Source organism: Neptuniibacter sp. PT8_73 (genome assembly GCF_047778045.1).
In the GTDB taxonomy this organism is placed as follows: Bacteria; Pseudomonadota; Gammaproteobacteria; order Pseudomonadales; family Balneatricaceae; genus Neptuniibacter.
The window spans coordinates 810869-824205 of record NZ_CP180545.1; the positions used below are offsets into that span (position 1 = coordinate 810869).

At 44.5% G+C, this 13337-nt stretch carries 9 protein-coding genes; 6 read left to right on the plus strand and 3 right to left on the minus strand.

Annotated elements, in window-relative coordinates; translation table 11 throughout:
- Positions 1-153: 153 nt before the first annotated feature.
- From pdhR to ACMXYN_RS03595, 5 genes are all read left to right on the plus strand, one after another.
- The gene (pdhR, locus tag ACMXYN_RS03575) at positions 154-909 is read left to right on the plus strand and encodes a pyruvate dehydrogenase complex transcriptional repressor PdhR (protein ID WP_415893525.1); all 756 of its coding nucleotides are present in this window, start codon (positions 154-156) and stop codon (positions 907-909) included.
- A 241-nt stretch (positions 910-1150) separates the two neighbouring features.
- Positions 1151-3811: a pyruvate dehydrogenase (acetyl-transferring), homodimeric type gene (gene aceE, locus ACMXYN_RS03580; protein ID WP_415893526.1), complete on the plus strand. Its 2661-nt coding sequence runs from the start codon at positions 1151-1153 to the stop codon at positions 3809-3811.
- 45 nt (positions 3812-3856) lie between these two features.
- Complete coding sequence (gene aceF / locus ACMXYN_RS03585) at positions 3857-5803, plus strand: dihydrolipoyllysine-residue acetyltransferase (protein WP_415893527.1); 1947 nt, start codon at positions 3857-3859, stop codon at positions 5801-5803.
- A 223-nt stretch (positions 5804-6026) separates the two neighbouring features.
- Complete coding sequence (locus ACMXYN_RS03590) at positions 6027-7367, plus strand: UDP-glucose dehydrogenase family protein (protein WP_415893528.1); 1341 nt, start codon at positions 6027-6029, stop codon at positions 7365-7367.
- Positions 7368-7432: 65 nt separating this feature from the next.
- The gene (locus ACMXYN_RS03595) at positions 7433-8434 is read left to right on the plus strand and encodes an NAD-dependent epimerase (protein WP_415893529.1); all 1002 of its coding nucleotides are present in this window, start codon (positions 7433-7435) and stop codon (positions 8432-8434) included.
- 194 nt (positions 8435-8628) lie between these two features.
- Here the strand turns inward: ACMXYN_RS03595 and ACMXYN_RS03600 are convergent, their stop codons facing one another.
- From ACMXYN_RS03600 to ACMXYN_RS03610, 3 genes are all read right to left on the minus strand, one after another.
- Complete coding sequence (locus ACMXYN_RS03600; RefSeq protein WP_415893530.1) at positions 8629-9042, minus strand: 3-phosphoshikimate 1-carboxyvinyltransferase; 414 nt, start codon at positions 9040-9042, stop codon at positions 8629-8631.
- Positions 9043-9169: 127 nt separating this feature from the next.
- The gene (locus ACMXYN_RS03605) at positions 9170-10408 is read right to left on the minus strand and encodes an O-antigen ligase family protein (protein ID WP_415893531.1); all 1239 of its coding nucleotides are present in this window, start codon (positions 10406-10408) and stop codon (positions 9170-9172) included.
- A gap of 372 nt (positions 10409-10780) precedes the next feature.
- A complete protein-coding gene (locus tag ACMXYN_RS03610) occupies positions 10781-11485 on the minus strand; it encodes a hypothetical protein (RefSeq protein ID WP_415893532.1) in 705 nt (234 codons plus the stop codon).
- Between the two features lie 376 nt (positions 11486-11861).
- Here ACMXYN_RS03610 and ACMXYN_RS03615 point away from each other — a divergent pair, with 376 nt between their 5' ends.
- Positions 11862-13304, plus strand: a complete 1443-nt coding sequence (locus tag ACMXYN_RS03615; protein ID WP_415893533.1) for an undecaprenyl-phosphate glucose phosphotransferase — start codon at positions 11862-11864, stop codon at positions 13302-13304.
- Positions 13305-13337 lie beyond the last annotated feature (33 nt).

Below are 13337 nucleotides of genomic sequence, written 5' to 3' on the forward strand. Positions count from 1 at the left end.
TTGGTTAAATCTATTTCATAGTCAGTTATTACATAGGCTCTGTGGGTAGTATTAATATGGTAAAAAAAATTATTCCGCTTAGGCTATTGTGTTGCTAATGTAGAATAAATTACTATTAATATTGGTCTTACCAATATAATTTGAGTGTGAAAGATGAGTTACAACCGGGTCAAGCAGCCAAAGATTTCTGACGTAATCATGGAGCAGATGGAAGCCATGATCTTAGAAGGGACGTTAAAGCCAGGACAAAAATTACCACCTGAGCGCGAACTTGCAAAGCAGTTTGAAGTATCTAGGCCTTCGCTGAGAGAGGCGGTTCAAAAATTGGCGGCAAAAGGTTTGCTAATTAGTCGCCAGGGGGGCGGTACTTTTGTTTCTGAAGACTTAGGTGGATCGTTTTCTGATCCGTTACTGGAGTTGTTTAGAACTCATCCTGAAGCTCAATATGATCTGTTGGAGTTTCGTCACGCTTTGGAAGGTGTGGCTGCGTATTATGCAGCACTTCGAAGTACGCCTGCGGATAAAGAGGCGATCTTGAAGTGTTACGACGATCTTCAGCGCTATCACGATACTAAAGACATTCAGAAAGAGGTGTATGCTGATGTGGACTTCCACTTAGCAATCGCAGCCTCAACTCACAACATGGTTCTTCTGCATATGATGCGAGCGCTGTTTAATCTGCTGCGCGAACATATCTGGGATAACCTTAAAAACATCTACCCGAATTCAGATTACCGCGAAAAGATTCATGATCAGCATAAAGTGCTGATGGATGCGATTTTAGATGGCGATCCTGAAAAGGCACGTCAGGCAGCCCATCATCATCTAGCGTATGTTGAGGATGCGCTGTTGGAAGGTGAGCGTGAAAACACGCGTTTAGAGCGTGCGTTGCGCCGAGCGAATATATAACCGTATTTATTTTCTGTATTTAAACTACATATAAGGTATGTAGAAAGCGATTTATACATCTTTTTGGGTATAAATATAGACATAAGTACTAAAATAAATGTAGTATTACTACAAAACTAATATTATAAGATCTGTTTAGTCATTCAGCTGCTACTTTTAATGTAACAAGTTGGTTTGGTTAACAAAGATCAGATTACAAAAAATATATGCTGCGTTAACTTTTTAGAGTGGAGAGGTCAAAGTGCAAGACATTATTGATGACGTTGATCCAATTGAAACCCAAGAGTGGTTGGATGCGCTGGAATCAGTTGCAAAGAATGATGGCGACGATCGTGCCAAATACATACTGCGTAAGTTAGGTGAAAAAGCCAATGATATGGGCGTAAGCTCTGGTACGGCGCTGACTACACCTTATCGCAATACTATTTCTGTTAAAGATGAATCACGTATGCCAGGCGACCTGTTCATGGAGCGCCGTATTCGTTCTTTCATTCGTTGGAACGCGATGGCAATGGTTATGCGTGCTAACGACAATGAAGATGGCCTAGGTGGTCACATTTCATCTTTCTCCTCTTCTGCAACGCTATACGATATAGGTTTTAACTACTTCTTCCGCGGTAACGAAGGCGGTCAGGAATCTGACATGGTCTTCTTCCAAGGCCATATCTCTCCAGGTATCTACTCTCGTGCTTACCTAGAAGGTCGTTTAACTGAAGATCAGATGGATAACTACCGCCGTGAAGTTGATGGCAACGGTCTTTCATCTTACCCACACCCGTGGTTGATGCCTGATTTCTGGCAATTCCCAACCGTATCCATGGGTCTTGGTCCAATTCAAGCAATCTACCAAGCGCACGTTATGCGTTACCTTTCTGCGCGTGAGCTGATTAATCGTGGTGATCGTAAGGTATGGGCTTTCCTAGGTGACGGTGAGTGTGATGAACCAGAATCTCTAGGTGCTATCTCTCTTGCAGGTCGTGAGCAGCTTGAAAACCTGATCTTCGTAGTTAACTGTAACCTGCAGCGTCTTGATGGTCCTGTTCGTGGTAACGGCAAGATTGTTCAAGAACTAGAAGGTATCTTCCGCGGCGCTGGTTGGAACGTTATCAAATGTCTATGGGGTCGTCATTGGGACGCCCTGTTCGAAAAAGATACTAAAGGTCTTCTTCAAAAACGCTTTGACGAAGTTTGTGATGGTGAGTTGCAAAACTACAAGGCTAATGGTGGTGCGTACACGCGTGAGCACTTCTTCGGTAAGTACCCAGAACTACTAGAGATGGTTTCAGATCTGTCTGACGACGACATTATGAATCTGAACCGTGGTGGTCATGACCCATACAAAGTATTTGCTGCATACAATGAAGCTGTAAATCACAAAGGTCAGCCAACGGTAATCCTTGCACAGACTGTAAAAGGTTACGGAACAGGTAAATCGGGCGAAGCGAAGAACGACACGCACTCGATGAAGAAAGTAGCGATGGATGATCTTAAAGATTTCCGCGATCGCTTTAACATCCCACTATCTGATGATCAGTTGAAGGACGTGCCTTACTACCGTCCGGCACCAGATTCACCAGAAATGAAATACATGTTCGAACGTCGTGAAAGCTTGGGTGGTTTCTACCCAGTACGTCGCACGGAGTTCGAAAAACTAGAAACGCCACCATTGTCTGATTTTGACGGTCAGTTGAAAGACAGTGGTAAGCGCGCAGCCTCTACCCAGATGGTGCTTAACCGTGTGATGAGCACGCTGGTTAAAAACAAAAACATGGGTGAGCGTGTTGTACCAATCGTACCTGATGAAGCACGTACGTTCGGTATGGAAGGTATGTTCCGTCAGTTGGGTATCTACACTTCTGAAGGCCAGCGCTACGTACCACACGATTCTGATCAGATCATGTTCTACAAAGAATCTAAAACAGGTCAGATTCTAGAAGAAGGTATCAACGAAGCAGGTGCGATGTCTGCATGGATGGCTGCGGCTACATCCTACGCAAACAACAACTGCACAATGGTGCCATTCTACATTTACTACTCTATGTTCGGTTTCCAGCGTGTGATGGATTTGGCGTGGGCTGCAGGTGATATGCAGGCTCGTGGCTTCCTGATTGGTGCGACTTCTGGTCGTACAACGCTAAACGGTGAAGGTCTGCAGCACCAGGATGGTCACAGCCATCTGATGGCTCAGATGATTCCGAACTGTAAGTCCTACGATCCAACCTACGGTTACGAGCTAGCCGTGATTGTTCAGGACGGTCTACGTCGCATGTATGAGGATCAGGAAAACTGCTTCTACTACATCACGACAATGAACGAAAACTACCACCACCCAGCAATGCCACAAGGTGCTGAAGAAGGCATCATCAAAGGTATGTACTTGCTGAAAGAGGGCAAAGATTCCGATAAGAAAGTTCAGCTAATGGGCTGTGGCACGATCCTTCGTGAAGTTGAAGCTGCGGCTGAAATTCTAAGCGAAGAGTTTGGTGTTGAGTCTGATATCTGGAGCACAACATCGATCAACGAACTTCGTCGTGATGCGATGTCAGTAGCTCGTGAGAACATGCTGAACCCAGAAGCTGAGCAGAAGAAAGCATACGTAACTCAGTGCATCGAAAGCCGTGGTGAAGGTCCGGTTATCGCATCGACTGACTACATGCGCTCTTATGCTGATCAGCTACGCGAATACATTCCTCGCAACTTCAAGGTACTAGGTACAGATGGCTACGGTCGCTCTGATACACGTACTAAGTTGCGTGAATTCTTTGAAGTTAACCGTTACTACGTTGTTCTGGCTGCGCTAAGAGCACTCCAGGAAGAAGGCAAGGTTGAAGGCGAAGTTGTCGCTAAAGCCATGCAGAAGTTCAACATCAACCCGGCTAAACCGGCACCGTGGACTGTTTAAGTCTGCGATGAGCTTCTTAACAGCTTAGAACTGGAGGAATTCAAAGTGAGTATTATCACAATTACTGTGCCAGACCTATCAGGTTCCACAGATGTTGATGTTGTTGAAGTGCTGGTAAATGACGGCGACACCATCAGCGAAGGCGATAGCCTGATTGTTCTGGAAACAGATAAAGCATCCATGGAAGTGCCAGCGACTCATAGCGGTGTGGTTGTTTCCATGAAGGTCAATGTTGATGACCAAGTAAACGAAGGTGATCTTCTGCTTGAGCTAGATACAGGTGCTGCTGCATCTGCAGTTCCAGCCGCAGAAGAAGCGCCTGCGCCGGCTGCTGCACCAGAAGCTGCACCGGCTCCAGTTGCTGCACCTGCAGCCGCTTCTGCCGTTGAAAATGTACTGATCCCGGATCTGTCTGGTGCAACTGATGTCGATGTTGTTGAAGTACTAGTAAAAGACGGTGATACAGTATCTGAAGGCGATAGCCTGATCGTGCTGGAAACAGATAAGGCTTCTATGGAAGTGCCTGCACCGAAAGATGGTGTTGTGGTCTCTATGAAGATCAACGTTGACGATCAAGTTAACGAAGGTGATCTTTTGATGGAGCTAAGTGTGGGAGGTGCGGCTGCTCCAGCTGAAACTGCACCTGCTGCGGCTCCAGCAGCTCAGGAAGCTGCGCCAGCCCCTGCACCTGTTGCAGGTGGTAAAGAGAACGTGCTTATCCCTGATCTATCGGGTGCGAGCGATGTAGACGTTGTTGAAGTATTGGTAAAAGACGGCGACAGCGTTGAAGAAGGCGATAGCCTAATCGTACTAGAAACCGATAAAGCATCTATGGAAGTACCAGCACCTAAAGCAGGTACGGTTGTTTCCATGAAGATCAACGAAGGCGATACGGTAAACGAAGGTGATCTGCTGCTAGAACTTGAAGTTTCAGGCGGTGCTGCACCAGCTCCTGCGGCTCCTGTTGCTGCGCCAGCTCCTGCGGCATCTGCACCTGCGGCTCCAGCTCCAGCTCCAGCTAAGCCAGCGCCTGCTGCGGGTAAGGTTGATCTTGCTGCACTAGAGAAGAAAAACAAAACGGTTCATGCTGGCCCTGCTGTTCGTGCCGTTGCCCGTGAATTCGGTGTTGATCTGTCTCTTGTAGCTGGTACAGGCCGTCGTGGTCGTATCGTTAAAGAAGATGTTCAGGCATATGTTAAAGGTGCTCTGAAACAGCTCGCTGAAGCGCCAAAAGGCGGTGCGGTAACGGCTGGTTCAGGTATCCCGGCTATCCCTGAAGTGGATTTCAGCAAGTTTGGTGAAGTGGAAGTCGAGAAACTTAGCAAAATCGCTAAAGTTACACGCGATAACATGAGCCGCTGCTGGTTGAACATTCCGCACGTGACTCAGTTCGACAAGGCTGATATCACTGAGCTGGAAGCGTTCCGTAAAGAGATGAAAGATGAGGCAGCGAAGTCAGGCGTTAAGCTGACACCGCTACCATTCATGCTAAAAGCCATTGCTATCGCACTGAAAGAACATCCGAAGTTCAATGCTTCTCTGCACGCTGATGGCGAGCACATTGTTTATAAGAAGTATGTAAACATCGGTATGGCTGTAGATACGCCTAACGGTCTGATGGTTCCGGTAATTAAGGACGCAGATAAGAAGAGCATCTACGAGCTTTCTAAGGAAGCGATCGAGCTGGCTGGTAAAGCTAAAGACCGTAAGCTTAAACCTGACGAAATGCAGGGTGCATGCTTCACAATTTCTAGCCTAGGAGGCATTGGTGGTACTGGCTTTACGCCAATCGTTAATGCACCAGAAGTAGCGATTTTGGGTGTGTCTAAAGCAGATATCGAACCGCGCTGGAATGGTAAAGAGTTCGAGCCACGTAAGATGTTGCCTCTGTGTCTATCTTACGATCACCGCGCTATCAACGGTGGTGATGCAGGTAAGTTCCTAACCTACCTAAATGGCTTGCTAAGCGACATTCGTCGCCTAGTACTGTAATAAGCAAGTTTTCCACTCTCTTGGCTCGCGCCTCTTCGGAGGCGACTTTTTAGAGTGAAAAAAAAACAAACGGCGACTCTGTGCAGGAGGTCGCCGTTTTTTATGTTTGTATGATAGAAATAACTTTTTCATTTTTAATGGGTATAATGCGCCGCATCTTCTAATTCATATTAATCATCAAGGAAAAGCTGCTCAGTGCTTTTGAGAGCGGAAGGGAATTGAAATGAACGTTACTGTATTTGGTATTGGCTATGTTGGGCTTGTTCAGGCAGCTATTCTGGCCGATGTTGGACATAATGTTGTTTGTGTAGATGTAGATCAGGATAAGGTAGATAACCTTAAAAAGGGTATTATCCCGATATACGAGCCAGGCTTAACGCCCATTGTAGAAAGTAATTTTGCTGAAGGGCGCTTGCACTTCACAACCGATGCTGCAGAAGGCATTGCTCACGCTGAGCTTCAGTTTATAGCAGTGGGTACGCCGCCAGATGAAGATGGTTCTGCTGACCTCAAATATGTTCTAGCTGTAGCCGAGACTATAGCGTCGCATATGGAATCACCAAAGATCATCGTGGATAAGTCTACGGTACCTGTTGGAACTGCTGACAAAGTTTCTGCGAAAATAGCTTCAGTCTTGGACGCGCGTGGAAAGGATCTTTCTCATCATGTGGTATCAAACCCTGAATTCCTAAAAGAAGGGGCTGCAGTCAATGATTGCATGCGCCCGGATCGTATCGTTATAGGTACCGATAGTCAGCATGTAGAAACTCAAATGCGTGAGCTGTATGCACCATTTAATCGTAATCATGATCGTATGATTTTTATGGATGTGCGCAGTGCTGAGCTTACTAAGTATGCAGCTAATTGCATGCTGGCAACCAAAATCAGTTTTATGAATGAGTTGTCACAGCTTGCTGAACGTTTAGGTGCGGATATTGAAAACGTTCGTCGAGGAATCGGCTCGGATGAGCGTATTGGCTACCATTTTATCTATCCAGGTTGTGGTTACGGCGGTTCTTGTTTCCCTAAAGATGTTCAGGCGCTTGTCCGTACAGCAGATGGTATTGATTACGACGCGAAGTTGTTGAAGTCAGTTGAAGCGGTAAATTATCAACAGAAAGAAGTGCTGTTCAATCGTGTTCTTAACTACTTTAATGGTGATTTAGCGGGTAAAACAATCGCGCTTTGGGGTTTATCATTTAAACCAAATACCGATGATATGCGTGAGGCTTCCAGTCGAGTGCTTATGGAAAACTTATGGGCGAGCAACGCAAAAGTGCGTGCTTTTGATCCTGAAGCAATGGAAGAAACTCAGCGTATTTATGGTATTAGAGATGATCTTGAGCTGGTCGGTACTAAAGAGGCTGCACTCCAAGGGGCTGATCTATTGATTATCTGTACTGAGTGGAAAGCGTTTAGAGTGCCTGACTTTGCTCAAATCAAAGAAGCGCTTGTTAACCCGGTCATTGTCGATGGGCGTAATATGTATGACCCAGAACAAGTAGAGCGACACGGTCTTGAGTATTACGGCATTGGTCGTGGTAGAAGCATCGCTCAGGCCTAATCTTAAGCGCGGTTCAGCCGCGCTTTTTGCTATTTAAACGCAGAAAGCTTTTGTTGGAATAAATTATGAAATTTTTGGTAACTGGAGCAGCGGGTTTTATCGGTTTTTATACGGTTGCTCGCTTGTGTGAAGCCGGGCATCAGGTTGTTGGTTTAGATAATTTAAATGATTACTATGATGTGGCCCTTAAACACGCTCGTCTCAAGGAACTAGCGCCTTACAAAGACTTTCGTTTTCTAGAGCTAGATCTTGCTGATCGAGAGGGTATGGAAAAGCTTTTTAAAGAAGAAAAGTTTGACCGTGTAATTCATCTTGCAGCTCAAGCGGGCGTTCGCTACTCATTGGAAAATCCTTTTGCCTACGTGGATTCCAATCTTGTAGGTATGATGACTATCTTAGAGGGATGTCGTCAGAATAATGTAGAGCACTTGGTTTACGCGTCTTCCTCATCTGTTTATGGCATGAATACCAAAATGCCATTCTCAACGGTTGATGGTGTAGACCACCCGGTTTCTCTATATGCAGCGACTAAAAAATCAAATGAGTTAATGGCTCATTCCTATTCGCATTTATATGATATCCCAACCACTGGCCTGCGTTTCTTCACGGTATATGGCCCGTGGGGGCGTCCGGATATGGCTCCATTCCTGTTTACAGATGCGATCTTAAATGACCGGCCTATTAAAGTGTTTAACCACGGCAAAATGCGCCGTGATTTCACTTATATCGATGATATTGTCGAAGGTGTTATTCGTATTCAAGATGTAGTGCCGAGCCGCGATAACGAAAGGGCGATGGATAACCCTTCATCAAGTAAAGCCCCTTATCGTGTCTACAATATTGGCAATAATGAGCCCATCGAATTGATGGAGTTTATACAGGCAATTGAAAGTGCAGCAGGTAAAGAAGCGATTAAAGAGTATTTACCTATGCAGCCTGGGGATGTTCCAGCGACTTATGCAGACGTATCTGATCTTGAGAAAACGGTTGGTTTTAAGCCAAGTACATCAATCCAAGGTGGTATGAATAAATTTGTAGATTGGTACAAAGATTATTATCAATCCTAAGAAGCCAACAGTCCTAAACGACACCCTGTAGGAGAGGCGTCCCGCCTCGAAAAAAAACATCGCTGCAAGGTGCACCTCCTACAGAGAACCTACCTTGAATCCACTCTGTAGGAGAGGTTTTTTATGTGCCATTGAGTGCACGCCTTAAAAAATCTGTGGGAGAGGCTTACAGCCTCGATAAATAACTAGATGCTCTACAAAAATGTCCCTTTAAACCATCCCCAAATACCTAATGAAAACCCCGGGAATAGGTCAATTCCTGCGGCTGACTTTACTAGATATAAAATTAATAGTCCTAGTAATGTTGAGAACAGAATAAAAGTAAACGTCAGGGCTGTTTTTACCATTAAGTTGATTTGACGCTCCCGACGGCTCAGGCTGCGTCGGTTCCGACCCAATAGAAATACAAAATAATAGCGCCAAGTCCAGATGTTGATTGTGCCCCGAAGATCTACAGGGTGTTTTCCCCATTTGCGAGCCCCAAAAGCTACTTTTAATGCATTAATCTGTTCTTTCGTGAAGCTATCTTTTATATCCACAGGTAGGCGTTGCATTAGGCCATCTTCAAACCAGTCTTTCTGTACAGGTTCTTTTGTTGTGTTATCCATTCTTTACCTTAGATTTCCTTGTAGAGTCTGAGCCGTAGTGCTATCGATGCGTTAGCTAATAATGGTTAGTCGGTATAAAAATATTTTAACCCTCGTACAGATACCTTCAGGCTCGAAGGGCAGTTCTCTATAAGCTACCTTTTCTTTTTCTAACTGATTTTTGATAAACGGCAATCCAGGCTAAAGCTAGGACCACAATAAATGTCAGAGCATTGGCTGGTATCTGTAAATTAAAGTCCACAGTTGCATGAATCATCATGGCGAGTATCGACATAGATGAGCCGAAGGCGAGACCTCTAAGTACTTTATTTTTCCGCTTGTATTGCGCATATAACCCGGCGCCGAGACTGGCTAAAATCAATAGCGCGAGAGGCAAGGTTCCTATTACGCCAAATTCAGATAAAAACTCTAAGTAATCATTGTGGGCGTTTACATAGAAACCGCGACCAATATCTTCAGATCGATGTTCAGGAAACGCGGTATAAAAGGAACCTGCACCAGTGCCTGTTAGCGGTTGTAATCTAACCATTTCAAGAGTCGCCAGTGCCACCTCATCGCGCGACTCCTTTTCAACGCTGGTGGTTTGTAATCGCTCAGCAACTTTATCTATACCGAAGAAGGTGCCAACTACAAATACGTCTAAGATCAGTAGGCTTGTTAATAAAACGATCATTCCGCGTGTTGCTTTGCGGCTAAGGATTAAACCGATCAGCCCTATGATCATTAAGCTAGCAAAGAATGAGGTATTACCCATTCTGGAGTGGGTCATTACTAACCCAGCAACAATAATAAGTAGTGATATTCGAAGAGTGATCTTTTGGGATAAAAGAGCGCCTAGCCATCGTCTGCCGCGTTCGCGCCAGTTATGTGAGCCCTCGTCTTTTAGGGTGGATATCATCAAGCCTATACCAATGGAGACGCACATAACTAGATAGCCAGCTTGGCTGTTACGGTTAATAAAGGTGCCAGTGGAGACACCTTGGTAACTGTCTTTAGGGATAAAGAACGTATATTCATATCCACTTAGGGTCATTAAGCTGCCATAGATAGCTTGAAAGAGTCCGCAACCAACGAGCGTATAACTAAGGTAAAGAAGTCGCTTTCTATTATTGAGAAGCTGAAGAGAGAGAATAAAAAAACAAACTAAGCTCCAGCCAAACAAGCTGTAGTGGAGACTATCATTGGGTGAAATTGATAGGCCGCTGATAGGTATGGCTTGTATGGAGGTCCAGCCCGTAACTATTGTTAATAACGCAATGGCAGGCCATGACTTTTTTAGAGGGCGAGATAGCTCTGTTTGTTCTCTTAATAATTTAAATAGAAACAGACCAAATAAAGTAAAAATGAATACTATCAGTAACGACATGGACCAGAGGCGATTACTCGCCAAGGGTAAAGGGGCCCATACAAGAATAAATAGATAAGGATAGAACAGACGGCTATGAGAACTTGTGTCCATACAAATACATCTAGATACGACTATTAAATGATTGAATGATCATACCACTCTTGATGTAGGCGCTCATCTTTTTACTTCTCTCCGATCGCTTTTGTAGGAGTTCACCCGGTGAGCATATGACCACAGGTTTAGTGGAATCTTTCAGCTGATGGTGAACATAGAGTCTTATAAAAAGGTGGAGTCTTGGTGGATAGGGAATAGGACCGGATCGATTACCCTGAGTTATCTTTATTGTTGACCCAATAAAAAAGCGCCCTTATGGACGCTTGTTCAAATTGCTTAGGTCGGGCTTGGGTTGCCGCCACCGCCGCCGCCGCCGTTACTCCCAAAAGGAGGAGGGGAAACAGGGGTTCCAGTTTGGCCTGGTGCAATACTTAATCCTTGACCTTGACCTTGACCTTGACCTTGACCTTGACCTTGAGAGTTATTCCCACCTGCAGCTGTAGCTTCAGATACAGCAGAAGGGTCTGCACCCGCAAGGATCGCAGCTTGCTGGACAGCAGTGGAGTCGCCACCGGCTGCAATAGCAGAATTAACTACAGAGCCTGCATCAGCACCAGCGGAAACTGCTGCAGATACAACAGCGCTAGAATCAGCACCAGCAGAAACTGCTGCAGTTACAACTGCACTTGAGTCTGCACCAGCAGAAACCGCTGCAGTTACAACGGCACTTGAATCAGCGCCAGCAGAAACCGCTGCAGTTACAACGGCACTTGAGTCAGCACCAGCGGAAACGGCTGCATTTACAACGGTACTCGCATCACTACCAGATTGAATGGCTGCGCTAACTGCTGAATCAATCAAAGCTGGGTCGGTTGCTGCGATTTGGCTCATGATTTGGTCCATGCTCAAACCTTCAGCTTGGGCATTAGCAACGATTTGAGCTGGAGAAAGGCCTGCTTCAACATCCGATGCAACATCAGCATATGCAGCAGAAAATGGCAGCATCATGCCAGCTGCCAAAGAAATTATTGTGCGACGCATCTAACACTCCTTGTCGAATGAGTGGTTGAATTTTAGGCAATAGTAACAGTTAACCAACTATGGTTCCAACTATACAAAGTTATAAAACGTCCAATTTTATGAGTTTTTAAGTAACTTCTTGTTTAGTTATGGCTAATTAGAGGGCTATTGCATTAAGCATTAGAGCTTCATGTCTATATGGGCTATGAAAACAACCAACGAAGAGCTTGTTTAATTCAAAAAACATCAAGGAAACCGACCCAATTACCGATTTATACCTTGGTATTGATGTTGTGCAACTGCAATAAATGTGAATTGCTGAATGTATTCTGAACAATTAGAATACCCGTATGTGCCTATGGAGTACGGATAGGTTGGCACTGTAAAGGACATTGCAATGGATATAAGTACCCCGAATACGGGCGTTACGGCTAATTATCGTCGTAATAAACGCTTGCTCAAAAACCACGAGTCTCTTGTAGCTCTCTTTCAATTATCAGCTGACATAATCGTAGCTGTCGCACTGTTGTACCTATTCGCTACTTCAAAAATGGATGAATTTCCTGCGGCTTATCGAGTGCTAGCGGTTTTCACCTCTTTTTGTATCTGGTTTATCTATAGTTCACGCGGTGTCTATCGTCAATCTACGGATTATTTACGTGGTTGCTTAAGGCTGACGGGTGCTTGGGCAATGATGTTACTGCTTCTATCCTTAATCGGATTTATAACTAAAACCTCAGAAATTTTTTCTAGAGAAGTGTTGTTGCTTTGGGCAACCTCGATTCTGGTTATTCAAAATACATCTTACTGTTTGGTAAGTTATTTTTCTAAAAAGTATAAAGAAAGTTATGAGCGTCACTTGCCTACATTAGTTATAGGCACAGGCTCTGTAGCTCAGCACCTTGTAGAGAGCTTGAATAAAAACCGCTGGCTTCCAGATAAAGTGATAGGTTGTGTCAAAAGCCTAGATCAAGATGAAACTGAAAGGGTTTCGGGCGTAAAAGTGGTTGGCGGTCTTGAGAATATCCGGTCATTAATCGAAGAGCATGATGTCCGCCGTATATATATAGCATTACCAATGAAAGCATCAGAACAAATTGATGGCTTAAACATCGATTTGTTAGATATGAATGTCGATGTCATCTGGGCGCCAGATATCTTTGCGCTTAATCTAATCAACCACTCTGTTCGAGAAGTAGCGGGTATACCGCTTATATCCATTAATGAGAGTCCGCTTACCTCTTCTCGAATATCAATGGTAATGAAAGAGCTAATGGATCGATCATTAGCTGCAATAGGCTTAGTTATACTGTCACCAGTTATGATTTGGGTGGCCTATAAAGTTAAAAAATCTTCTCCTGGCCCTCTGTTTTTTAAGCAGGAAAGGCACGGTTGGGATGGCAAAATCATAAAGGTGTGGAAGTTCCGCAGTATGAAACTTCATACAGAGGAAAACGGCGCAGTTACCCAAGCAACTAAAGAAGATCCACGTATTACAGAAATAGGCAAATTAATTAGAAGAACTTCTCTGGACGAACTTCCACAACTTCTAAATGTATTGCAAGGGAGTATGTCTTTAGTGGGGCCAAGACCTCATGCGGTAGCGCATAACGATTATTATTCAGACAAAATTAATGCCTATTTAGCTCGTCATAGAATTAAGCCTGGGATCACAGGGCTAGCACAAATAAGTGGCTATCGCGGTGAGACAGAAACCATTGATAAGATGGAAAAGCGAGTGGAGTATGATCTTGCTTATATCAATAACTGGTCTTTAGGTTTGGATTTGAAGATCCTTTTGAAAACGCCAATGAGTTTGTTATCTAAAGATATTTATTAGTCAAAGGGAAGATGGTTAATGGGGGTATATGAA

What these genes read in the sequence shown, in the direction of transcription:
- pdhR (WP_415893525.1), top strand. Translation starts at nt 154, where the DNA reads ATGAGTTACAACCGGGTCAAGCAGCCAAAGATTTCTGACGTAATCATG.
- ACMXYN_RS03600 (WP_415893530.1), bottom strand. Translation starts at nt 9,042, where the DNA reads ATGGATAACACAACAAAAGAACCTGTACAGAAAGACTGGTTTGAAGAT.
- ACMXYN_RS03605 (WP_415893531.1), bottom strand. Translation starts at nt 10,408, where the DNA reads ATGTCGTTACTGATAGTATTCATTTTTACTTTATTTGGTCTGTTTCTA.
- ACMXYN_RS03595 (WP_415893529.1), top strand. Translation starts at nt 7,433, where the DNA reads ATGAAATTTTTGGTAACTGGAGCAGCGGGTTTTATCGGTTTTTATACG.
- ACMXYN_RS03590 (WP_415893528.1), top strand. Translation starts at nt 6,027, where the DNA reads ATGAACGTTACTGTATTTGGTATTGGCTATGTTGGGCTTGTTCAGGCA.
- ACMXYN_RS03615 (WP_415893533.1), top strand. Translation starts at nt 11,862, where the DNA reads ATGGATATAAGTACCCCGAATACGGGCGTTACGGCTAATTATCGTCGT.
- ACMXYN_RS03610 (WP_415893532.1), bottom strand. Translation starts at nt 11,485, where the DNA reads ATGCGTCGCACAATAATTTCTTTGGCAGCTGGCATGATGCTGCCATTT.